This window comes from Desulfonauticus submarinus (assembly GCF_900104045.1).
GTDB classification, from domain to species: Bacteria; Desulfobacterota; Desulfovibrionia; order Desulfovibrionales; family Desulfonatronovibrionaceae; genus Desulfonauticus; species Desulfonauticus submarinus.
On the sequence record NZ_FNIN01000017.1, the window covers coordinates 1 to 20102 of the forward strand.

Annotated in this window: 29 protein-coding genes, 1 pseudogene and 1 CRISPR repeat array; of the genes and pseudogenes, 19 read left to right on the forward strand and 11 right to left on the reverse strand. The window is 35.5% G+C overall.

The window, feature by feature from the left end:
• A CRISPR array of direct repeats spans positions 1 to 296; the repeat unit is 30 nt; unit sequence CTTCTCAGAGTAACTACAAGGAATTGAAAC.
• A 258-nt stretch (positions 297 to 554) separates the two neighbouring features.
• Genes BLP60_RS09870 through BLP60_RS09890 form a run of 6 tightly spaced genes read right to left on the reverse strand, consistent with a single transcriptional unit; the run spans position 555 to position 5172 of the window.
• Complete coding sequence (locus BLP60_RS09870; RefSeq protein WP_092066518.1) at positions 555 to 2354, reverse strand: DUF2326 domain-containing protein; 1800 nt, start codon at positions 2352 to 2354, stop codon at positions 555 to 557.
• 3 nt (positions 2355 to 2357) lie between these two features.
• The gene (locus BLP60_RS10555; RefSeq protein ID WP_143338934.1) at positions 2358 to 2591 is read right to left on the reverse strand and encodes an ABC-three component system middle component 6; all 234 of its coding nucleotides are present in this window, start codon (positions 2589 to 2591) and stop codon (positions 2358 to 2360) included.
• A 6-nt stretch (positions 2592 to 2597) separates the two neighbouring features.
• Positions 2598 to 3608, reverse strand: a complete 1011-nt coding sequence (locus BLP60_RS09875; protein WP_092066520.1) for an SMEK domain-containing protein — start codon at positions 3606 to 3608, stop codon at positions 2598 to 2600.
• A gap of 2 nt (positions 3609 to 3610) precedes the next feature.
• The gene (locus BLP60_RS09880) at positions 3611 to 4003 is read right to left on the reverse strand and encodes a hypothetical protein (RefSeq protein ID WP_092066522.1); all 393 of its coding nucleotides are present in this window, start codon (positions 4001 to 4003) and stop codon (positions 3611 to 3613) included.
• A 12-nt stretch (positions 4004 to 4015) separates the two neighbouring features.
• Entirely contained in the window at positions 4016 to 4747 is a 732-nt protein-coding gene (locus BLP60_RS09885) for a hypothetical protein (RefSeq protein ID WP_092066524.1), read from the reverse strand.
• Between the two features lie 29 nt (positions 4748 to 4776).
• The gene (locus tag BLP60_RS09890; protein WP_092066526.1) at positions 4777 to 5172 is read right to left on the reverse strand and encodes a helix-turn-helix domain-containing protein; all 396 of its coding nucleotides are present in this window, start codon (positions 5170 to 5172) and stop codon (positions 4777 to 4779) included.
• Positions 5173 to 5251: 79 nt separating this feature from the next.
• Here BLP60_RS09890 and BLP60_RS09895 point away from each other — a divergent pair, with 79 nt between their 5' ends.
• The 15 genes and pseudogenes from BLP60_RS09895 (at position 5252) to BLP60_RS09960 (ending at position 11909) form a co-directional block, all read left to right on the forward strand.
• Positions 5252 to 5446: a hypothetical protein gene (locus BLP60_RS09895; RefSeq protein ID WP_092066528.1), complete on the forward strand. Its 195-nt coding sequence runs from the start codon at positions 5252 to 5254 to the stop codon at positions 5444 to 5446.
• Positions 5447 to 5448: 2 nt separating this feature from the next.
• Positions 5449 to 6351, forward strand: coding sequence for a helix-turn-helix domain-containing protein (locus BLP60_RS09900; protein ID WP_092066530.1), 903 nt, complete (start codon positions 5449 to 5451; stop codon positions 6349 to 6351).
• Between the two features lie 57 nt (positions 6352 to 6408).
• A pseudogene (locus BLP60_RS10735) lies at positions 6409 to 6819 on the forward strand (transposase domain-containing protein); the annotation flags it as partial.
• 207 nt (positions 6820 to 7026) lie between these two features.
• Entirely contained in the window at positions 7027 to 7701 is a 675-nt protein-coding gene (locus BLP60_RS10740; RefSeq protein WP_289626255.1) for a Mu transposase C-terminal domain-containing protein, read from the forward strand.
• A gap of 10 nt (positions 7702 to 7711) precedes the next feature.
• Complete coding sequence (locus tag BLP60_RS09910; protein ID WP_092066534.1) at positions 7712 to 8413, forward strand: AAA family ATPase; 702 nt, start codon at positions 7712 to 7714, stop codon at positions 8411 to 8413.
• Complete coding sequence (locus BLP60_RS09915; RefSeq protein WP_092066536.1) at positions 8406 to 8717, forward strand: helix-turn-helix domain-containing protein; 312 nt, start codon at positions 8406 to 8408, stop codon at positions 8715 to 8717. The genes BLP60_RS09910 and BLP60_RS09915 overlap by 8 nt, the downstream gene beginning before the upstream one ends.
• On the forward strand, positions 8714 to 9130 hold the full coding sequence (locus BLP60_RS09920; protein WP_092066538.1) for a gp16 family protein: 417 nt from the start codon (positions 8714 to 8716) through the stop codon (positions 9128 to 9130). The genes BLP60_RS09915 and BLP60_RS09920 overlap by 4 nt, the downstream gene beginning before the upstream one ends.
• Complete coding sequence (locus BLP60_RS09925) at positions 9120 to 9398, forward strand: hypothetical protein (RefSeq protein ID WP_092066539.1); 279 nt, start codon at positions 9120 to 9122, stop codon at positions 9396 to 9398. The genes BLP60_RS09920 and BLP60_RS09925 overlap by 11 nt, the downstream gene beginning before the upstream one ends.
• The gene (locus tag BLP60_RS09930; protein WP_092066541.1) at positions 9388 to 9765 is read left to right on the forward strand and encodes a hypothetical protein; all 378 of its coding nucleotides are present in this window, start codon (positions 9388 to 9390) and stop codon (positions 9763 to 9765) included. Before BLP60_RS09925 ends, BLP60_RS09930 begins: the two co-directional genes overlap by 11 nt.
• Positions 9766 to 9767: 2 nt before the next feature.
• Complete coding sequence (locus BLP60_RS09935; RefSeq protein WP_092066543.1) at positions 9768 to 10211, forward strand: host-nuclease inhibitor Gam family protein; 444 nt, start codon at positions 9768 to 9770, stop codon at positions 10209 to 10211.
• Positions 10198 to 10386, forward strand: coding sequence for a hypothetical protein (locus BLP60_RS09940; RefSeq protein ID WP_092066545.1), 189 nt, complete (start codon positions 10198 to 10200; stop codon positions 10384 to 10386). The genes BLP60_RS09935 and BLP60_RS09940 overlap by 14 nt, the downstream gene beginning before the upstream one ends.
• The gene (locus BLP60_RS09945) at positions 10387 to 10833 is read left to right on the forward strand and encodes a hypothetical protein (RefSeq protein ID WP_092066547.1); all 447 of its coding nucleotides are present in this window, start codon (positions 10387 to 10389) and stop codon (positions 10831 to 10833) included.
• A gap of 2 nt (positions 10834 to 10835) precedes the next feature.
• Positions 10836 to 11381 (forward strand): HI_1489 N-terminal domain-containing protein, encoded by a 546-nt coding sequence (locus BLP60_RS09950; RefSeq protein ID WP_092066549.1) that lies wholly within the window; start codon positions 10836 to 10838, stop codon positions 11379 to 11381.
• Position 11382: 1 nt separating this feature from the next.
• Entirely contained in the window at positions 11383 to 11601 is a 219-nt protein-coding gene (locus BLP60_RS09955) for a Mor transcription activator family protein (protein ID WP_092066551.1), read from the forward strand.
• Complete coding sequence (locus BLP60_RS09960) at positions 11601 to 11909, forward strand: hypothetical protein (RefSeq protein ID WP_092066552.1); 309 nt, start codon at positions 11601 to 11603, stop codon at positions 11907 to 11909. The genes BLP60_RS09955 and BLP60_RS09960 overlap by 1 nt, the downstream gene beginning before the upstream one ends.
• On the opposite strand, the gene BLP60_RS09965 is transcribed toward BLP60_RS09960, so the two are convergent.
• Genes BLP60_RS09965 through BLP60_RS09985 form a run of 5 tightly spaced genes read right to left on the reverse strand, consistent with a single transcriptional unit; the run spans position 11901 to position 16996 of the window.
• On the reverse strand, positions 11901 to 13241 hold the full coding sequence (locus tag BLP60_RS09965; protein WP_092066554.1) for a phage head morphogenesis protein: 1341 nt from the start codon (positions 13239 to 13241) through the stop codon (positions 11901 to 11903). The two genes, BLP60_RS09960 and BLP60_RS09965, sit on opposite strands and share 9 nt — an antisense overlap.
• A complete protein-coding gene (locus BLP60_RS09970) occupies positions 13196 to 14653 on the reverse strand; it encodes a DUF935 domain-containing protein (protein ID WP_092066556.1) in 1458 nt (485 codons plus the stop codon). The genes BLP60_RS09965 and BLP60_RS09970 overlap by 46 nt, the downstream gene beginning before the upstream one ends.
• Positions 14650 to 16284 carry a phage terminase large subunit gene (gene terL / locus BLP60_RS09975; RefSeq protein ID WP_092066558.1) on the reverse strand — a complete coding sequence of 545 codons (1635 nt, stop codon included), beginning with the start codon at positions 16282 to 16284 and terminating at the stop codon, positions 14650 to 14652. The genes BLP60_RS09970 and terL overlap by 4 nt, the downstream gene beginning before the upstream one ends.
• The gene (locus BLP60_RS09980; RefSeq protein WP_092066560.1) at positions 16285 to 16779 is read right to left on the reverse strand and encodes a DUF1804 family protein; all 495 of its coding nucleotides are present in this window, start codon (positions 16777 to 16779) and stop codon (positions 16285 to 16287) included. It abuts the gene before it with no gap.
• Position 16780: 1 nt separating this feature from the next.
• The gene (locus BLP60_RS09985) at positions 16781 to 16996 is read right to left on the reverse strand and encodes a hypothetical protein (RefSeq protein WP_092066562.1); all 216 of its coding nucleotides are present in this window, start codon (positions 16994 to 16996) and stop codon (positions 16781 to 16783) included.
• A gap of 141 nt (positions 16997 to 17137) precedes the next feature.
• Here BLP60_RS09985 and BLP60_RS10625 point away from each other — a divergent pair, with 141 nt between their 5' ends.
• The 4 genes from BLP60_RS10625 to BLP60_RS10000 are packed head-to-tail and all read left to right on the forward strand — an operon-like array spanning position 17138 to position 20017.
• Positions 17138 to 17311, forward strand: coding sequence for a hypothetical protein (locus BLP60_RS10625; protein WP_159427731.1), 174 nt, complete (start codon positions 17138 to 17140; stop codon positions 17309 to 17311).
• Positions 17312 to 18574 (forward strand): hypothetical protein, encoded by a 1263-nt coding sequence (locus BLP60_RS09990; protein ID WP_092066564.1) that lies wholly within the window; start codon positions 17312 to 17314, stop codon positions 18572 to 18574.
• A gap of 16 nt (positions 18575 to 18590) precedes the next feature.
• Positions 18591 to 18971 (forward strand): head decoration protein, encoded by a 381-nt coding sequence (locus tag BLP60_RS09995; protein WP_092066566.1) that lies wholly within the window; start codon positions 18591 to 18593, stop codon positions 18969 to 18971.
• 38 nt (positions 18972 to 19009) lie between these two features.
• Positions 19010 to 20017 carry a major capsid protein gene (locus BLP60_RS10000; RefSeq protein WP_092066568.1) on the forward strand — a complete coding sequence of 336 codons (1008 nt, stop codon included), beginning with the start codon at positions 19010 to 19012 and terminating at the stop codon, positions 20015 to 20017.
• Positions 20018 to 20102 lie beyond the last annotated feature (85 nt).

A 20102-nucleotide genomic window follows, 5' to 3' on the forward strand; every position in this document is an offset into this window, starting at 1 on the left:
CTTCTCAGAGTAACTACAAGGAATTGAAACTTTTTAGGATCTCTCACCAAAGCAATTCTCCGTTTTACTTCTCAGAGTAACTACAAGGAATTGAAACACGAACTTTTATCAACGTTTTGGCATATTTATTTAACTTCTCAGAGTAACTACAAGGAATTGAAACATTAAGAAATTGTGTTGTGCTATCTACTTGGTCATCACTTCTCAGAGTAACTACAAGGAATTGAAACACAGTAACATCTTTAATATTAACTTCATTTCCTGATCTTCTCAGAGTAACTACAAGGAATTGAAACACATTTTCTGCGATGGGTGTGGGGTGTTATTTATTTTGAGAAAAAGGAAAGAAGGGATTTGGGGTGGGTCAAATGTGAGACAAATATAGAACTGGTGCGGGATGAGAGGATTTTAATCTCGGAGAAATAGTGAAATTTTAATTTGAGAAAAATTGCGAAATTTTAACAAAAATTTGCATGTATTTTGAGAAATTTGCACATAGTTTGAGAAATTATTAACACAATAAATTAAACATTTAGGGGATCCACCAATGGTGATTAAAACTCTCCTAATAATTTTTTACTTGGTGTCAAAACTAATATAGCTTCTTGTTCTATTTTTTCATTTGTTAAAACATCCATATTCCCAAATTCTTCTGTTAATGTGCCCTCTTGATTATATGTTATTATATATTGAAAATAATCATCTTTACTATTGGCTTCTGAAAGTTTTTTTTGTAAATACATGTACAGATGAACAAAATGAGCTTTATCAACTCCATCAAAAATTCCATCATGGACTAAAAATCTTGGTGCTTTTAGGTTATTATCAATTGAATTAAACAAAATGGCTAAATCATATATTAAGGTTCGGCCTTGATTTTTCCCCTTACCAAACATCATTGTAGTATTTAAAAGGCTTATTTCTATTTTTGATTCTTTTTGTGGAACTGAATTTATATCGAAGATTGGCAATGTATCGCTATATTCTGGATAAATTGCATTATATATCTCCTCAATTAATACTGCTATTCTGTTCTTTTTTTCTTCTATTGATACTTCAAAATCAATAATTTCACCTTCTATTTTTTTTATTTCTTGTTCAATTTTATTTTTTTCTTTTTGTAATTCTCTAAATATATCTACTTTGTTTTTTAATTCTGCTAAGTGCATTTTTTTCTCACTTAATTGGTAGTATGCTTCCGATAAATCATCTATTGCTTTTTTGTTTGATAGATATTTAAAAATCCTTCCTCTTTTTGTTGCTAATTCATTGATTAATTTTTTTCTTTCCTCAATTCTATTCTGTATTTTTTTGATTTCATCTTTTAAAAATTCCTTTCTAGACAAAATTAATTCTTTTTTAAAATTTATTGCTTCATCAAGAGTCTTTTTTATTCTCTCTCCTAAGAGTTGATTAAATTCACTATAGAGTTTTTCTATTCGCCAAGTTTGAAGTTTAATATCATCAAAAGATATACTATTTTGGTATGCTTCTATTCTTTTTTTATCAGTATAATTTTGAAACCATAATTTTTTTATTTGCTCGGTTAATTTATTAGCTTCTATTTCATTGATTTCATAATTTTTGTGCAATTGAAAAGAGGATATAAAATTCTCTAATTCCTTTACTTCTTTTTCTAAGGCTCTTATTTGGCTACTTATGTAAGCTTGTCTGTTTTCAGATAAATTTAAATCATATCTTTCTTCAAAAAAATTTTTTATTTCTTTAATAGCTGGTTCAATCTTTTTTAATTTTGTTTGAAATAAGAAATTTCTATGTGCAATATCATTATTAATATCCATTAAAAATAAATGATATTGGATTAATTCTGTTTCTGTAGATTCTTTAATATATTTGATAGGATCAACAAAAGCCTCCTTTTTGTGTTTATGTATTTTTAAATAAAACGGAATTAATTTTCTTAACCAAGTGTTTGAATAGTATCCTTCATAATTTTCTCTTCTAAAAAGTAAATTACACAGCTCCAATTTTAGTTCTGATAAAGTATAGGGAGCTAATTTTTTATTCTTTAAACCAAATAGTATATTGTTATTTGGTTTATCAAAAGAACGCTTTATAACATAAATTTGATTTTTGAATTCAAGCTCCAAAATCACTGATTTCCCTTTTAGTATACCTTTTTGGTAAGCACTATACAATCTTTTATTGTATATATTAAAACTTGATAAAAGAGCAAAGTCAATTAAATCAAGAAACGTAGATTTCCCGATATTGTTTAAGGATTTTTTTGAGTCTGTTAATTTTTCTTTTTTTCCGTATATAAAATTAATTCCAGGTTTAAATTCAACAGGTTCAAAAGTAATAGGTTCTGTATATATCTTTTTCAAATACATAGTCTATTTCTCTTTTTTACGCAAAAAAATTTGATATTTCTCTCTTTCAACAATATCTGCTAACCACAAAAAAGTTATTGTATCATAAAAAAGGTCCAAGCTAATATTTACGTCCTTTTTTATTTTTTGATATAATTTATCTATATTATAAGGTTGTTTCATCAATTCTTTTGTTATCTTATATCCTATTACCGCTATACTTTTATTTATATTGTCATATTTTGTAGGTATCAACATAATTTTTTAATCAAATAAACTAATCTGTTTATTTTTTTGTTCTTCAACTGTTTTTTTGCCTATTTCACATTGTTCAAAAAAGTATAATACAATTAGTTGAGCATTAAAAATATATTCTGGATCTTTTTTAGGCGTTAATTTTTCTGCAATTTTTTTAAAAACTAAAACATCTTTTATTTTTTCATTTGGATTGTTTATTCCCTGTATTTCACAATACTCTGTTCTAATTATATTTAATAAACCATCAATCCTGAATGGATTTTCTTGTTCTGCTTCAATAAATTCCCTAATCAAATATTCATATTTAAAATAATCATCAAACAATTTATTAACAATCTCTTCTTGTTCCTTTGAGAAATTTAATGGTATTTTCTTTTTTAAATGTGTTAAGTCTTTACTATTTTGAAACTTATTGCTTTGCTCAAAGTTATAATTATCAAATATATATTTAAAAATCTCAGCTAAAATGTCTCTATTTGCTTCTTGTGTAGAATTAGCGAAAATTGGAATATAATTTAATTCTTTCTCTAAAAATTCAAGAATATACTTTAATTTATCAGCACTAAATGAGTTAAATTTATCTATTATATCTTGAATATCAATAATATCCCTATCTTTATCAAACTTATATTTTCCGTTTTTAGTAAAATCAGTTTTTGAATAATTTGGCTTTGATCGGCCTATTAATAAAATTATAATTCTTTCTAGATTAGGATAATTTTTATAAAATCCTTCAATTGTATTATGTATTTTTCTAGTATCAGTTCTTGATGTTACTTGAATTGCCAATTTATTTTCTTCATCTATTAAGTCAATACTTTCTGCATTTGGATAATCTTCATTGGCATTTTTTAAATTTATGAAATCATCCTCATAGAAAGCTAATAAGTCTTTAAAAAAATCTTCTGCCTTTTTGTTTGTATCAAATAATTTTAACCCATTAATAGATATTACATACTCTTTATAACTATTTAATAAAAAGCTGATTCGTTTTATGTATTCTTCCCTATTCAACATTTTTATGTGTTTTTTATTATCCAAGTTTTAATTGGCAATTTACATTTTTTAATCACAGTATTTAATCTTATCCAATACTTATAATCCTTTTCGTGCTCTAAAATCAAGACTATTCCAGGTTTCTTCCCTGTTTGTAGAGCATAATAGAGAGCCTGTCCAATTGCTTCTGCCCATTTAGGTGCAAAGTCAAACTCAATTGCATATTCGTCAGTAATACAGTCACATCTGGTTCCATCAGGCATAACTACTTCAGTTTTTCCAGTATGTCCCTTACACCATTTGTTTTGATAATATTTTTCTTTATGGAGATGTTTTGCAAAAGATATAGAACAAAGTCCAAATATGATTAAAAAAATAAAAAAAATTTTTCTTAGTCTATTTCTCTTCCCATCCATTTTTTTTTCTCTTCAAAAGCAATATAATTTTTTATTAATAAATTCACGCCTTTCTTTAACATCCATTATACTTATCCGATAACATTCTTCAGTGCCTCCATAAAAAATACAAACTTTTTCTTTGTTTTTTGAATAAATTTTAATCTTCGTTACCTTCGGAGACAATAATTCCTCATAAACAAGATCTGAAGTACAAAATGCATCAAGTATTCCTAAAGCAATTAAAGGAGTTAGTAGATTGCTATTATTTATTATTTTTATTTCATAGATACCATCCAGAATCTCATGTAGATCATACTGCTTTTTTAATTTTTCAAAAACTTCTTCTTTTTTACCTTCTGTAGATAAAATTTTTCTTGTTTTAGATAATATAAAATTAGGTTGCTTGTATAAAGGCAATTTGCTAAGATATAAAATATCTTCTGGAGTTGCTGTAAAAATATATAGGTTTTCTTTTAAATCTACAACTTGAATTTTATTTAATTGACCACTAAACCATCCTGCTTTATCAATTAACATCTTACATACGGCAAGCACAATAGTTACATAGTCTTCTTCTGTTATAGAAGATTTGTTAACTTTAATTTCAATAACATTTTTACCAAAATGTACATCTTTAATATCCATAAATGCAAAATGGTCTTTTATGTAATGTTTTACTTTATTAATATTTATAATTTCTATTGCCCAACAACAAGAAGCTAATGTCATTAATATACTAATAAAAAAAGCAACCCTTTTCATAATACTTTATCCCTTCAAAGCCAATTAACTCATCCCACCTTTGCTATTTTCTCCTCTAATTCCTTAATTTTTTTTTGCATTTTTTTTAACTGTTTAATCTTTTCAATATATTTTAACACATCGTCTTTCCCTTCTTCATCTAACATTTCAAACATTTTTAGCACTTTTTCAGTTCTAGGATTAAGGTTCTGGATTTCTATTCCTCCCCCCTGCTTCACTTCTCCGTGAAACATCGGCCCATCTCCAGTTAGGAGCCAGTTGATATTTACGCCAATTTTTGCGTATTTATTAATGACTGACGATTTTATGTCAACGTTCTCCTGCTCTAACCTTTGATAAGTTCTTAGAGGCATTCCAAGCAGTTTAGCCATTTTGTTTTGAGAGAGTTCCATTTTTTCTCTAATTTTTTTTATTCTGTTTTTCATATTCTCGCCATTTTTTGCTTGACTTTTTTCGCCAAAATTGGCTAAATTCTATTAAAAACTTTCATAAAGGATATGCAAAATGAGTAAAAATCGCAAGAGTAAAGATATAAGGAAGCAAATTTGGGAAAAATTTGGCTGGTCCATGAGGGTTTGGGCTAGCCGTAGAGGCTTAAAACCACATGATCTCTACAATTTTCTTTATGGCAAAGCAGGCAGAAAAACTAGCAAGCGAATTGTAGAAATGCTCCAAAAAGATGGAATTTCCAGGAGCTAAATATGAGGCTTCTAAGTGTAAAAGAAGTTGCAAAAATTTTAGATGTTAGTGAGAGGACAGTAAGGCGCTATATACGGCGAGGGTTAGAGGTTGCTGAATGGCGAACTGTAAAAGGAGGCAAAACTCCTTATTTTACTAGAGAGGCGGTGGAACAGTTTCTTCTACAAAAGTCGGACAAGTCGGACAGCAAAGTCGGACAGGTCGGACAAGTTGGACAGAGAAAGTCGGACAACTCGGACACCGTCCCAAATTCCCTTATCCCACAAGACTTTTCTGGTGAAAAAGAGTCATTTTCACTGGCAACTGCCAATTTTTTATGTCGTAATATTTTTAATAACAATAGTAACACGGATTGCACTACAAGCGCATTACAGACCTTACGACCAGCCTTTATATCAAAGCCCAAAAAAGTAATTGACACTGAGGTTCCCTTCTGGGCCCAGGAGGTTGCCCTGGCAAGATTTGAGCTGGTGAGGGAGTTTGCTTCAAAGAAGAGCGTAAAAGAAAAAGAAGAGTTTGTAGAGGCATATAATACAGGTGAGCTGTTTCCAAAGATATATAAAAAGTTGGGTAAAGTTTCTTTAAAGACTCTCTATAGGTGGCAAAAAACATTAAATGAATATGGCAATGATTTTTTAGCCCTTGCTCCTGATTGGGGAAGGGCAAAAAGAGGCAAAACAAAGGTTACTGATGAGGAAGCAAAGGTTCTTTTAAGCCAGCTTCTTCATCAAAATAGATTTAAGATAGCTCAGGCAATAAAGATTACAAAGTACATTTTAAAGGAAAAAGGCATACCTTCTCCTTCATCACATGCAACCCTTAGAAGGTTCGCAAAGTCCTTTCAAAAGGCGCACTATGACATCTGGGTTTTAGCTCGTGAAGGAGAAAAAGCCCTAATAGACTAGGTCCTTCCACACCTTGAGCGGGATGCTGATGTTTTAAAAACAGGAGATCTCCTAGTAGCAGACGGCCATAAATGCAATTTCCAAGTGATAAATCCTTACACAGGCAAACCTACACGCCCAACTTTAATCGCATTTTATGACTGGTCCAGCAGGGATGTAGCTGGATACTGCATAATGGTAACTGAAAACATACAGGCAATACACCTTGCCTTATATCGTGCAATTCTACGCATAGGCCGTATTCCCACAGTAGTCTATCTGGATAATGGCAAGGCATTTAGGGCAAAGGTCTTTACTGGGATAAAAGATTTCAGGGAAGAGGGAATAGTTGGTTTATACGCAAGACTAGGCATTCATACCATCTTTGCTCGCCCCTACAATGCAAAGGCAAAGCCAGTGGAGCGGTTCTTCTCAACTCTGGATAGTTTTGAAAGGATGCTTCCTTCTTTTGTTGGTGCAAATATACAAGACAAGCCAGCTAGACTCCTTAGAAATGAGAAATTTATGCAGTATATTTCTATAAATTATACTCCAACTATAAAGGAAGCTGAAGAGTGGTTTGAGAAGTGGCTTGATTTTTATCGCTCTCAGCCAAGCAAAGCATTAAATGGCCTTTGTCCAAAGGATGTATTCAGACCAGGGCCTGGAGTTGATCCGAAAGAATTGTACATGCTGATGCTATGCGAAAAAGAAGTAAAACTCTACAGAAACGGCATAAGACTTTTTGGATCTTGGTACTGGAACGAAGCTCTATACGGCCTAAAAGAGAAAGTTAGCATTAGATATGACCTGCACGATCTAACATCTGTTCTTGTTTTTACTCAAGATGGTGAGTTTCTATGCGAGGCAAAGAGGCTTGAGAAGGTGCATCCTGCAGCAGCTATTATGGGAGATGAGAAGAGTTATACAGAGATAAAGAAAAGGCTTTCTGAGCACAGAAAGTTAAAAAGACTAACAAAAAAGCTCGTGGAAATGGGCATAAAAGCAGATATAAACTGGCAGGATGTGGCAGACAAAGTTCCTGAAGTCATAGATAAGCTTGAGAAGAGCAGGGCCAAAGCAGTTAATGCTTTAAAGGCAAAAACAGACGATGTTTTGGTTATAGACGATGCTGAAATAGAAAATATTTCTCTTCCAGAGCCAGACAAGAAACCAGATAGGCCAGTTTTTAAAAACGAAACAGACAAATACTTCCATCTTATGGATCTTAAAAGCAAAGGTGAAACTTTAACAGAGGAAGACGAGGAATTTATAAAGGAATATGAAGAAGACCCTTTAAATAAAGCAGTGGTGAGCCTCGTCAGGTCTCAAAATCGCCCTTTAGACCATGACGAGGCAATAAACTCATAGGAGGTTATATATGAAAAGTGTATTTGCGGTAACCAAAAATGTCAAGAAATTCTTAGCTGGCGTGGACAATCTGATGCGCAGACAAAAGACGATTCCTGGAATGATGCTTGTTTTTGGAGAGCCTGGCACAGGCAAGACCAGGACAGCTCTTTGGTGGAAGATTCAGAATGGGAATGGGGAAAACAGGGTGCCGTATGTGAGGGCAACAAGAGTGATGACTCCAAGAGCCCTGCTTGAGCAAATTTTATATGAACTTGGCGAGACTCCAATGTGGAAGACATCTCAGATTTTACAACAGATAAAAGACCATCTTCTATCAAATCCTCGTCCAATAGTAGTTGATGAAGTGGATTATCTTTGCAGGGACGCATTTGTTGAGGTGCTGAGAGACATACACGATCTTACAGATGTTCCTGTGATAATGATTGGCATGGCTGAGGCAGATAAAAAGCTAATGCGATTTAGACATCTTTATGACCGCATAAGCGTAATTGTGCCTTTTAAACTTCTTGATTTTGAAGATGTGAAATCCTTGTCCACTCAAATGTTAGATGTTGTTCTTGAGGATGATCTTCTAAAATACATTGTGGAAAAATCTCGTGGGAAGCTAAGACGGATAGTAACAATGTTTTACAAGGCAGAGCGAATTGCAAAGGCAAGCAAGGCAAAAAGGGTCTCTTTAAAAATGTTTCAAGGAGGCAGTGATGAATAAATATAGGAAAAATAGCGCAAGGGTAAAGATGTGGGAAGCAATAAGGGGCCTTAGCAGATTCACTGCCTTTGATGTGTGCCAGTTATCAGGAGCAAGTTATCAAAATGTAAAAAGGTATCTACGAGCTTTAGAGCTTGCAGGATACATAGAAACAAGAGGTAAAAACGGTAGATGGAAAATATATAAGTTAATAAAAGATACAGGATTCCGTGCCCCTATACAAAAAGAAATAAGGTGTCTTTTTGATCCAAATACAGGGGAGCTGTGGGTACAAGGATATTCGTATCAAGGAGAGAAAAGATGAAAAAATATAACAGAAAATCCCTACTTGCAAAAATCCACATTGCCAAGAAACAGCTTGGCCTTTCAGATGACATATATAGAGGGGTTTTAGCTGAAAGATACGGGGTGCGCTCTGCAAAGGAGCTTAAAAATTTTGAGCTTATAGACCTTTGCAGACATTTTGAGAAACTGGGATTTGAACCAAAGCCGCCTAAAAAACGTCCCTCTGCTGTGCCTGCAAGGACAGCTTTGGTAAAAAAAATAGTGGCTATGAGTTACAGCCTAAATGTTCCTATTCCTGAATATGCAAATGGCATAGCAAAGAGGATGTTTGGCATAGACGATTTTTCCTGGTGCACGCCAGATCAACTACACAAGATAGTTGCAGCTTTAACTTATCATCAAAAACGAAAGGAGGTAAACCATGCTGTATGAGAAAATAATGTCTGTACACAATGCACTTGGTGTTCTGTCCCATAGAGTGGATAAAGAAACCTGGGCAGTAATAAAGATTGCAAGATCCGAGCTTATGGACGCAGCAGACATGGCCCAGGAGCTGACCGAGCACCTGACATGCCCACGCAAACCTTGCGATAAAAGCAATGATAAAACAAGGGATGTCAGGTGCTCGGCTCTTGGTTTTGGCAAATTCGTAAGAACAAACTCTGTATCTGCCAAACAGGAGCATGACAATGAAAAATAAAACATCTGAAAAGGACATATTAAAAAACAAGGTGCTTGTTGAACTCATGCATAGGGTTGGCAAACAAAACGCAATCTCTATGCAGGAGCTGCACAGGCTTGTCTTTGGTCAGGAACCACAACATGACGTGCACGGAACCAGAAGGCTGAGGGAAATAATAACAGACCTTAGAAAGGAAGGGGTTCCAATTGCATCAACCACGCAAAGAGGTCATGGGGGTTATTACATTCCTGTTGGTTCTGAAAAAGACGAATATTGCAGAAATATCAGAAACAGGGCCTTAAAACTCCTCATGCTTGAGGCAAAAATAAAGAAAGTACCACTGCATTCTGTAATCCGTGAAATATCACTATCACTTGGGGGATAACAATGTTTGTTTTTGAAGAAATAGAAAAGATTTTATCTGAGATAGCCCATCTAAAGTCCCAGGCTCAAGGGGTCAAAGATGCCTGGGATAGGGCCATCTCAGAGTTAGAAAAGCAGTACGGTTCAAAATTAAACGAGTGCAAGGCAAAAATCAAACAAAAAGAAAAAGAGTTAATTAAACTTGCAAAATCAAATCAAAAGGTAGTTTTTGATTGTGGAGATAAAAGGGAATTTACAAACGGAACCTTATACTTTGCGATTTCAGAGAAAGTAAAACGGGCAAGGGGTGTAACTCCTAAGAAACTCAAAGAGCTTGGATACCTAGACGCAATAAAGGTAATAGAGAAGGTAAACTGGGACACAATAGAAAAATGGCCAGATGAAAAGCTCATTGCAATTGGCACAGAGAGGATAAGGAAGGAGGAAATAAAATATGAAACAAGATAAAGATCTGTGCCCTGAGTGTTTGCATTTGGTTAGGTTTGAAATTGATGAAGATGACTTTTTTGAAACAGATGAAGGCGAGACTATTACAGAGCTTAAGTGTCCTAATTGCGGCGCTGATTTGGAAGTCTTTTTTGAACTCAGGGCGGTGTTATGTCTAAGGCCCAGGGAGGAATAGATGGCAAGAAAAGACCAAATCAAACTGTTTTTCTGTGCTTGCATAGATGAAGATCCTTTTGTGGTAATGTTAAAAGAGGCAAAGATTTCAATAAAATATTGGCCGTATATAAATGCCTTAAGGAGATGGAGAGATAAACTAAGAGACCTGGTGTTGGTAGGGGTAAAAAATCAAGAAAAACAGACAAAAACAGCAATAAACAAGGCAATAGAACTGTTTAAACGGATTCCTGCAGATGAAATAACAATTGAATTTTATTTGAATTTCTGTCTTGCCTTAGCTGAGGATATTTTAGAGCGAGTGAGGAATAAGTCAGAAAAGCACATATGGGATAAGATTATAGAAAATATGTTTAAGTTATATAGTCTGTTTGATCCTGGACTGGAGAAGGATAGAGACATGGAACAGGCAATAGAAGTGAACAAATTGGTGCAGGAGGTGTTTTAGAGATGAAACTCACCTGCCCTGCGTGCGGATACTACGGAGCTTTAGAAGGATTTCTGGCCATAGAGGATTACAAAAAGGCCCTGTCTATTATCTGCTCTTTGCCTGGGGATTTACCAACTTTGTTTATTCGTTATCTTGGGCTGTTCAGAAAGCCAGGCTCAGACAGGGCCCTGACTGGCTCTCGTATCTTAAAAATTTGCACACAAATTGAGAAATTAATAAATAACAAAGAGTTGCAGTGGAAAAACAAGCGCATTTTAGAAAATAATCCAAGATATTGGGCAGAAGCCATAAATATCTTACTCACAAAGGACGAGGAAGGAAGGCTCAAAAGGCCACTGACCAATAATAACCTTCTTTGTGCAATAGCGTATGACATTGCTGAGAGGGAATTTGAAGAAAAGGCAAGACAAAAAGAAGAGAGCCTGCGTTCAGGTTACAGGGATAATCAAGTTGTTTTTCCAGAGGCAAGCCTGACAGGCGTCCTGCCTCCAGAGGAGCAGCTTAAAAGAATACAGGAAATCCGCAAAAAATTGGGGATGGTATAATATGGACTTGTTTGAAATGTTATATACAGATATAAAAGAGGGAATGTCTATCAATCAAATTTGTGAAAAATATGGTGGTTTTCAGGTTTATATCCCTCTCCCAAAAAGGTATATAAAATACAAAATAAAAAAAGAATTTAATGGAACAAACCACAAAGAATTAGCAAGGAAATATGGATTAAGTGTGAGGCAAGTGTACCGCATATTGGGGGGAAGATAATGGAGGTGATTATGGAAACTATCTTTGACCACAATTTAACAGAAGAAGAGTTCAAATATTTCTTTAGCAAAAAGGTAGATTTAGAGAATCAGAGAATTGTTCCATATACAAAAGAAGAGGCAATGGAAAAGGTAAAAAATATGTCCCAGGATGAGAATTATGCATATCTGGCTGATCTATATTGCCTCAGGATGGATAAGAAAAAGATGGATGAATACATAGATAAAATAAAAGATCCATTTCTGCAGCAGGATACTGCCCATTCTGTGTATCACGAGTATTATTTTCGGCTTTCCAAACTAAAGTAGTAAATGTAGATATATAAGATTTAAGATCCCTGTTTTGTTTCCATTTGTCTTTTCTGCCAGAATCTCTGCCAACTTTTCTGGATATAAATCTATTGATGTGGAATGTATCATTTCTTCAATATCTAAGAGCACATCTTTGTCTTTAATATTAATGTTTGTTAATAATTCATCCAATCTTGAAACCATATTTGAATAACCGTATCCCTCTTTTATTATGCGTTCTTGATGTTCAGGAGTAAAATTACCAAGTTTTTTCAACAAGTTTGGATAAGTCCTCCTTGCATACCATTGGGTGACTGTTTCTACTACTGATTTTTCATATCTGCCTGCAAATATCTGTTTATTATGCACAATTTCATGCCAGAGAGCTTCCAGTGCATACTCTTCATTAAAACTCAATTTTTCCTTCCCAAGTTTATTAAAAGCATTCATTAAGTCATTTAAAGGCGAAAAATTATTTAAGCGTGGAAACTTTTTGGAAGATATAAATAAGCCCCCATTGGATGGATCAGTGGCCATAAAATATTTTTCATTAACTGCCACTGTTCCACTGTATCCATTTTTAAACTCATCTGCCAGCTTTGTTTTAATAACTTTGTCAATATCCTGCACTGACTTAATTTTCCCAAACTCATCTTGCAGTGTTTTTCTCAAATTATCTGCAAATTTTTTTGGATATTTTTTTATTTTGTCTTGAAATATATTTTCCAGAGATCCAAAATAGTCCTTTGCTGGATTGGTTCCAAACCCAGGATCAGGTTCCTGCGGTGGCATATCTTTACTGATTCTGTTTGGTGGGACATCATCTCTAAGAGGAATAACAGAGCACCTGCAATTGTAGCCATTTGGAGGATACCATCTACTCCAGAAAGGATGATCTGCTGGGTATATTTTCTCATCCATCATGGCATGTGTGGGTCTTGTGCGTGAGTCATTTACTGCATCATACATCCACAGAGGAAACCTCTGTTTTACTTTCATCATTTGTCTGTATCTTCCAACTTGGTAAGACGTCTGAATATTTGTCCTGAATACTACTTCTGTATGCCAGGGACTGGTGATTATATCTTGAATTTGCTTTTTGAATTGTTTTAGAGTTATGCCTTCATCTAAGGCTTTTTGCAGAGCTTTGTGAACTGCGTTTAATTCATCTGCTGTATATAGTTTTGCAGCAGTAAAGGCATGCACTCTTTTTTCTTCATCAAGCTGATAAAACTCAAATGGCGTGAGCAATATTTTATCTTTCCAAAAATTTAAGGCTTCTTCAGGAGGAAGGGGTTCAAGGGTTATTTCTGCAAATTCCAGTTTTTTTTTACGCTGTATCTTCCCCACAAATCACTTGCTATGAGGCATCGCTTAAGCAACTCTTCAAACTTTTCTGTAGGCACATCTTTAACAATTTCTGCAAGGGTCATCTCTATTTCTGAGAAGGAGTTAGCTTTTTTTACGGCATTCACTATAAAATCTTTGTGATCTGATAAGTCTAAATCTTCCAGGGCACGGCCTATGAGATCTTCAATAACTTGTTGTTCAGGGGTAAATTTTTGTTCAGAGAATGTATGTTCTTTAAATCCTATTTCCTGCTTTACTTCAAAGTCATCATCTTCTAAGTGATAGCGCTTTTGATAATATTTCTTTGTAAATGTTATCTGCTTGCTTAAAATATCATCTCTTTCTGCCCACTCAGTTTGAGGATCATCTTCTTCAATAAACTTAAATTCAGGGGGTTCAGAGTTAAAATTAAGTTCGCAAATCCACTTGATAAGTGTGTTAAATGCCTTTTTTATTAGCATTTTATCTGCAATAATTAAATCTTCTCTCACTGTCTGGTGAACTTGTGCAGCAGCACGGGATCCTTCCCTCACTTCAGTGGTTAAGTTTTGTCCCAGGATTGAGATGGAAATCTCTGCATTGAGCTCCTTTAAAAATTCAGAAAACAGAGAAGAGTTTCCTTTTCCCTGGGTAGATAAGATGTCTATGGAAGAGTTTTCTTCAATAACAGCCACAGCGTCCATGACCATCTTTGACAGGCTTGATAAAAGCTCGTTCTTTTTATCATCAGATGTGCCTACAGGCACCTTTCCAATTAGGTATGGGAGGCCATATTTTTCCAGAAAGGTTATCCAGAACTTATAACCACCTCTTTTAAAGGTAACAGGCCAGAACACCTCTGAAAGCAAAGGTTTTCCGTAAGGATTCTCATAAGAGGCTTCAGATGTCACAAGGAGCAATTTTTTCTCAGGTACTTCCTCTCCCTGCATGGGAGCATCTTTTGATAGAAATCTTATTTTTCCATCTTCATCAAATCCAAACCACCTTTGAGGAAGTCCTATAATATCTTTTGGCAGGATAAATTTTCCCCTGTCCCATATTATCTCTAAAGGTTTGTACCCAAAGAGCACTCCATCAAGCATTTCAGACATGATACGATATATATCAAGGTCTTTAAAATACGCAGAAATTTCCTTTCTTGCCCTGGACGTTCCACCATCTAAAAACCACTCCAGCTTGAGTATGCCAGCTTTTCTGGACCGAACACATCCTCCTACTCTACTATCAATCAACAGGTCCTTGTAAACAGATATGTCTATGCTTTTCTTTTTCAGCACAGGATCAGGATTTGGCAAAAGGCCCATAACAGTCTGAAAATCCATAGAGCGTGAGCGTGTAAATAGAACATCAGTTAAAGAATCATCTTGAAATGCTATAAACTCTCCATTTGGCAAATATATTCCCTTTTTCATGTCCAATATCCTTGAAGAAGGTTTTTAGATTCTCTTTTTTTGGCTGATTTTACAGAAGACATAGAAAAAGTGACTGCTTGAGAAAATGCCATCTCCAGGCCATCAGGCCCATCTTTGTACATTGCCTTTGGATAGTTTTTTAGCTGGTGCCAGAGATTTAGAGGATTGTCTCTTCCAGCCTTCATTTTTCTGGGAAGCCTGATGATGCCATTTGCAAGGTATGGTTGAAGGCTTTGAATGCGGATGTCTTTATCTGCTTTGGGCCTTATCTCGTTTATTGGAAAAGGCACGCCTTTTTTCCCAGCTTCTAAGATTAGTCTATCTTTTAGGTATTCCTGAAGTTGCACCACTTCAAATGCCCAGTTTATGCATTTATAAGAGAGCTGATATTCAATTAAATCCTCTATGATCTGGTCTGGATGTCTTTTTTTTATGTCTGCAACTATCACATAGCAGGTTGGAGAAGAGATTTCTTTTCCCAGAATAATGATCGCAGATGGTGCTCCAAATTTTTTACCCATAGACGGGTCACAAGAAGCAAAAAAGATCAGGTTTTTGCCAAGTATATCAGCTTCTTCATAAGCCCACTTTTCAAGCCACTCTTCAGAAAACATTGAGGACTCAGATGGGTCGTTTTGCTTTGCACAGTCAAAGGCATGTGGACCAATGTCCTGCCTTAAGCACATTAAGGTATAGTAGTCTTCCTTTTCAGGCCACAGGACCTTTGTTCCTTTTAGCATTTCTTGTTTGTGCTTTTCAAAAAAGTCTCTGGCTTTTTGCTTGTTCTCACTCTGGTCCTGTGTATATATTTCTTCCCACCTCTCCCACAGAGGCGAGGTGGACCACTTGATTACTGACTTAAAAATTTTCCCCCCAAAGCGGCTTATTAGTTTTTTAAGCAGGCAATCTTCGTGATGTATGGTGCCAACAGCTATGTGATCAGTGTATGACACATCCCCAATATTAAATGCTTTATCAAAGAACCACTTTTCTGTTTTTTTGCGATTTTCAGGATTTAAAACCTCTTCTGGATCCTCCAGGTCGTCATATATACAGAGATCAGGTCTATACTGGAGATGCCTTGCGCCAAGCAGTTTTTGCCGAACTCCCCAGGCTTTGAGTTTTACCATGTTGTTTGTAATGATGTGTCCAAACTGCCATGTAGGGCCTTCACCTGTTATTTCAGAGAAATCGTGTTTTAAGCGTGCATTTGCTTCCAGCTCTGCTTTCACGAATTCTAAAAACTCTGCTGCTTGGGTAAAAGAGTTTGAAAATATGGCTATAAAATGCTTGTATCCGTAGCAGATGCACCAGATAGGCAGAATAAGTGATGTTATTGTTGATTTTGCGTTGCCTCTTGGTGCTGCAACAGCAAATCTTTTTGGTGTGCTGGAGAGAATAATTTGCACATAATTTGAGAAAAGATATTCATGGAGTTTGTTAGATTTATGGCTAAGGTAATGTGGAAAATAAGTCCTGGCAAATTCTTCTAAGTCTTGTGCACAATTCTTTTTTCTCTGTCTTTGTTTTTGTATTGTATCATCTTCAAAGGGCAGAACTTCCTGGGCGATTTTCTTTTTTAGCTCTTCAATTCCAGCAAGCAGAGTTTTTTTATCCAACTTAATCTTCATTTATGCAAACTCTTTTGTAATTCTTTGATTGATTGCATCAAGATACTTTGAAAGCTCTGTTGTGATTTCCTGATCTTCTTTGATTACATCAAAGACTATTTCAAGCACCTTCAAAGCCACATCTGCCACAGCCACCTCAGGAGTGGTCTTTTTCATTGCAGAGACCATCTTGTTAAAGGTATCGCCTAAAGAGGCCAGGGCTTTTACCTTTTCCTGCGGATCTAAATCAGGTAAGGTCTGCACTTCCTGGATGGTTGTGTTTAAGATGTCCAGGAATTTTGTAAGTATTTGTTTGTTTATGGACTCAACAGAGTCTTCAGACAGAGAATTTGTGTATCTCAGCCTATCCCAATCGTAGATGGTGCTCTTATCCTTTGTCTTCCATCTCCTGAGCGTTGCTTCACTAATATTTAATTTTTTTGACAAAATGGCAAAAGACAGTCCATCTGCGTAGAGTTTTCTTGCCTGTTCAATGATCTCTTTTTTATATGCCATATTAAGATTTTATTCCAAAAAACTGCATTCCTGCGTTGATAATAGTTGATATAATTGCGCCAGATATTAGACCATTTTTGGCGGATTTTATTTCAACCTCTCTGAGCCTATCATCTATTGTATTTAGTTTTTGTGTATGAGAATTAAGAGTATTTTGTATTCCCTGCAATATTCCTGTGTGCTCTCCTAACTTCTCCAGGAGATCTTTTTCTGCCATATTGTCCTCCTTTTATAAGGCTGTTTTAGGTGCTTGGTTTTTTTAATTTTATAATACAAGGTTGCTGTTTATTTTTTTGAAAAATGTCAAAAAAAAATATCTTATAATTTTGTTATATTTTCCCAAAAAAAGGAGGTTTTTATGAAAATAGGTTTTTTTAGCGTTTTAGGGCTTATTGGCGTGTTGGCAGAAGAATTAACAAAAGCTGCCAGTGATGGGAAAATTACTGCATCTGAAGGCTTACATATAGTGGAAAAAGTGTGCGAACAACTTGGTATAAAATTGGAGATAGATATGGGCAACAGGGAGGAATAGATGTGGATCCCAGTGTTTAAAAAGGGAAAATGGACAGATTTAAGCGGAAACACAAAAGAGTGGACAGATAAAGACCTAGAAACAATAGTTGAGAAGTATAACTCCCAGAATGAGCATGAAGCACCTGTTGTTCTTGGACATCCAAAGGATGATTCCCCTGCCTATGGTTGGGTTGAAAAGCTAAAAAAAGAAGGGGATCTCATTTATGCAAAGCTCAAAGATGTATCAAAGGAATTTGTGGATTGGGTAAAAAAAGGCTTTTATAAGAAACGCTCAATTGCCTTATATCCTGACCTTTTGCTCAGACACGTGGGTTTTTTGGGTGGAACTCCGCCAGCAGTAAAGGGCCTTCCAGATGTGAGCTTTTCCAGTTCTGATTTTGTTTCATTAGAGTTTTCTGAAGCTGATCTTGCGGAAAAAATAAGTATAATTGGGGAGTTATTTCAAAAAATAAGAGAATTTTTTATTGAAAAGTATGGAAAAGAAGAGGTGGATAAAGTTGTTCCATCCTGGGATGTGGACATTTTGAAAAATACCCCTCAAGAGTCCACTCAGCTATCTGAAGGCCAAATAAAGTTAAATAAACAGGGATATAATCATGCAAAAGAGCTTATAGCAAAAGGTAAAATAAATAAAACAGATAAGTGGTCCTTTGATGCTGAAGATGAAAATAAAATCTTAGGAGATCCCCCAGACTGGAAGGAGTACAAAAAATGGTTTCTGGCAGAAGAGACTGGGCAAGGGGAGGAAACAAAGCAAAGGTATAAATATCCCTTTGGCAAAAACGGCAAAGTATATCGCTCAGCTTTAATTGCAATAAGGCAAAGGGCAGCACAACAAAAGCAGGATAATATTTTTGAAGCAGCAGGCAAACTTTTAGAGCAAATAGATAAGGAGGACAAAAAGATGCAGGAGTTTGAGGAAATAAAAAAGAAATATGATGAACTGGAAAAAAAGAATAGACAAATGCAAGAACAATTAAAAAAACAAGAAATTCAGGGATTTTTAGATAAACTTTCAAGTGAAAACAAACTGCCCCCCAAATTTTTAGAGATGGGAATTGGAGAATTTATATCAAGTCTAGATTCTGAACAGGAGATAGAATTTTCTGAAGGAGAGAAAAAAAGCCCTAAACAATGGTTTATGGAGTTTCTGGAAAAGCTCCCAGAAGCAGTCCCTCTGGGACAAAATTTTAAAGAAGGCAAAGATAAATCCTTAGATGAAGAAGTAAAACTAGGCAAAGAAATAGCCAATTCTTTGTAAAAACAAGGAGGAAAATATGGCAGGGATACTTGGCGTAGAAGAACATGAACAGCCTGCATATGATCTCGTTGCAGGCAAAACATTTGAAACAAAAAAAATAACGATTTCTTCTGGAGCAGGAAAGTTAGTTAGGGGCACGGTTCTCGGAATGGATCGTGTTTCTTGTAAATATAAACAGCTTAATCCTTCTGCTTCAGACGGGACTCATGTGGCCTGGGCAATACTTGCTGAAGATGTGGATGCGACAAACTCTGATGTTAAGACTATTGCTTATTTTTTAGGCAAATACAGGTTGTCAGGTCTTATATGGCCGCCTTCTATAACAGATCAAGAGAAAAAAGCTGCCCTGCGCCAGCTCCAGACTAAAGGTATAATTGTTGATGAAGATTGGTCATAAGGCTCTAAAAATTAAAAATAAATCTCTGGAGGAATAGTATGGACGATTTTTTTAAGCCAACGGTTTTAACTGCATCCATAAATGAGATGCAAAGCCCACAGATGGTTATATACAACAGAATTTTTAAGGGAAAGGAGAAGTTTAATCCAACAGACAAACTGGAGTTTGAGGTTCTTTCTGGTTCTGAATCTATTTTGAGGAATTTGACTGTTTTTGAACCAGCGCAGGTTACAGGCAAAACTGGCAGAAAGGTGGTAATCGTAAAGGCTCCAAGACTTGCAGACAAAAAATTTATCCATACAGCAGAACTAAATGGACTAAGGGCCTATGGAGAACAGCTTGGGTTTGAGCTTTTTAAACAAAGAATTGCAAGGGAGCAAAAAGACATAAGAAATATAATTGATCGCACAATAGAATACTGGTCTGCAAATGCTCTGAAGGGCAAAATTTTGGATTCAGATTATTCAACTGTGCTTGTTGATTACAACCTTCCAGCAACCCATAAATTAACCTTATCTGGCACAGATCTCTGGACAGATCCAGACTCTGATCCCCTTGCAGACATAAGAGAATTTAAGAGAACAATAGAAGAAGATTCAGGAGCGGCAATTACATCTTGGGTGGCATTTATCGGCTATAAGGTGATGGATGCGCTTTTAAACCATGAGGGGGTAAGAGACTTTCTTAAATATGATCGTGGTTCTCAAATGGCAGAAAGCGGGAGAATACAAAGGCTCGCAGAGGTGGAGCTAATTGAATATAACGTATCTTTTGTAGATAGCACTGGCACAAAAAGAAGATTTATAGACCCAGAGGAATTTTTGCTTGTTGGCGAATGTGAAGATGTTGTGTCTGTTCCCTTTGCTCCCATTGTAGATAAAAACGCTCCTGGTGGAGTAGGAAATGTAGTCTCAGGAAAGCCTGTAATGTACTTCTCAAAATCATGGGATGTAGAGGATCCTGACGGCAGATGGATAAAGGCGGAGTCAAGACCTCTGCCAGCCCTGCAAAGACCAGGAGCAGTTGTGGACGCAATAGTTGTATAACCAAGCACCTAAAACGGCCTTATAATCCTTTGCTCGTATCGCCTGGTTTGGCTGGCCGTTTTAGGTGCTCGGCTGCCCATAAGGA

Excerpts from the sequence above, each read along its gene's own strand:
- BLP60_RS09955 (WP_092066551.1), top strand. The coding sequence starts at position 11,383 with ATGGACTTGTTTGAAATGTTATATACAGATATAAAAGAGGGAATGTCT.
- BLP60_RS09885 (WP_092066524.1), bottom strand. The coding sequence starts at position 4,747 with ATGAAAAGGGTTGCTTTTTTTATTAGTATATTAATGACATTAGCTTCT.
- BLP60_RS09895 (WP_092066528.1), top strand. The coding sequence starts at position 5,252 with ATGAGTAAAAATCGCAAGAGTAAAGATATAAGGAAGCAAATTTGGGAA.
- BLP60_RS10555 (WP_143338934.1), bottom strand. The coding sequence starts at position 2,591 with ATGTTGATACCTACAAAATATGACAATATAAATAAAAGTATAGCGGTA.
- BLP60_RS09880 (WP_092066522.1), bottom strand. The coding sequence starts at position 4,003 with ATGGATGGGAAGAGAAATAGACTAAGAAAAATTTTTTTTATTTTTTTA.
- BLP60_RS09985 (WP_092066562.1), bottom strand. The coding sequence starts at position 16,996 with ATGGCAGAAAAAGATCTCCTGGAGAAGTTAGGAGAGCACACAGGAATA.
- BLP60_RS10000 (WP_092066568.1), top strand. The coding sequence starts at position 19,010 with ATGGACGATTTTTTTAAGCCAACGGTTTTAACTGCATCCATAAATGAG.
- BLP60_RS09995 (WP_092066566.1), top strand. The coding sequence starts at position 18,591 with ATGGCAGGGATACTTGGCGTAGAAGAACATGAACAGCCTGCATATGAT.
- BLP60_RS09945 (WP_092066547.1), top strand. The coding sequence starts at position 10,387 with ATGGCAAGAAAAGACCAAATCAAACTGTTTTTCTGTGCTTGCATAGAT.
- BLP60_RS09870 (WP_092066518.1), bottom strand. The coding sequence starts at position 2,354 with ATGTATTTGAAAAAGATATATACAGAACCTATTACTTTTGAACCTGTT.
- BLP60_RS10740 (WP_289626255.1), top strand. The coding sequence starts at position 7,027 with ATGCTATGCGAAAAAGAAGTAAAACTCTACAGAAACGGCATAAGACTT.
- BLP60_RS09940 (WP_092066545.1), top strand. The coding sequence starts at position 10,198 with ATGAAACAAGATAAAGATCTGTGCCCTGAGTGTTTGCATTTGGTTAGG.
- BLP60_RS09915 (WP_092066536.1), top strand. The coding sequence starts at position 8,406 with ATGAATAAATATAGGAAAAATAGCGCAAGGGTAAAGATGTGGGAAGCA.
- BLP60_RS09990 (WP_092066564.1), top strand. The coding sequence starts at position 17,312 with ATGTGGATCCCAGTGTTTAAAAAGGGAAAATGGACAGATTTAAGCGGA.
- BLP60_RS09930 (WP_092066541.1), top strand. The coding sequence starts at position 9,388 with ATGAAAAATAAAACATCTGAAAAGGACATATTAAAAAACAAGGTGCTT.
- BLP60_RS09980 (WP_092066560.1), bottom strand. The coding sequence starts at position 16,779 with ATGGCATATAAAAAAGAGATCATTGAACAGGCAAGAAAACTCTACGCA.
- BLP60_RS09920 (WP_092066538.1), top strand. The coding sequence starts at position 8,714 with ATGAAAAAATATAACAGAAAATCCCTACTTGCAAAAATCCACATTGCC.
- BLP60_RS09960 (WP_092066552.1), top strand. The coding sequence starts at position 11,601 with ATGGAGGTGATTATGGAAACTATCTTTGACCACAATTTAACAGAAGAA.
- terL (WP_092066558.1), bottom strand. The coding sequence starts at position 16,284 with ATGAAGATTAAGTTGGATAAAAAAACTCTGCTTGCTGGAATTGAAGAG.
- BLP60_RS10625 (WP_159427731.1), top strand. The coding sequence starts at position 17,138 with ATGAAAATAGGTTTTTTTAGCGTTTTAGGGCTTATTGGCGTGTTGGCA.
- BLP60_RS09910 (WP_092066534.1), top strand. The coding sequence starts at position 7,712 with ATGAAAAGTGTATTTGCGGTAACCAAAAATGTCAAGAAATTCTTAGCT.
- BLP60_RS09890 (WP_092066526.1), bottom strand. The coding sequence starts at position 5,172 with ATGAAAAACAGAATAAAAAAAATTAGAGAAAAAATGGAACTCTCTCAA.
- BLP60_RS09925 (WP_092066539.1), top strand. The coding sequence starts at position 9,120 with ATGCTGTATGAGAAAATAATGTCTGTACACAATGCACTTGGTGTTCTG.
- BLP60_RS09970 (WP_092066556.1), bottom strand. The coding sequence starts at position 14,653 with ATGAAAAAGGGAATATATTTGCCAAATGGAGAGTTTATAGCATTTCAA.
- BLP60_RS09875 (WP_092066520.1), bottom strand. The coding sequence starts at position 3,608 with ATGTTGAATAGGGAAGAATACATAAAACGAATCAGCTTTTTATTAAAT.
- BLP60_RS09900 (WP_092066530.1), top strand. The coding sequence starts at position 5,449 with ATGAGGCTTCTAAGTGTAAAAGAAGTTGCAAAAATTTTAGATGTTAGT.
- BLP60_RS09950 (WP_092066549.1), top strand. The coding sequence starts at position 10,836 with ATGAAACTCACCTGCCCTGCGTGCGGATACTACGGAGCTTTAGAAGGA.
- BLP60_RS09935 (WP_092066543.1), top strand. The coding sequence starts at position 9,768 with ATGTTTGTTTTTGAAGAAATAGAAAAGATTTTATCTGAGATAGCCCAT.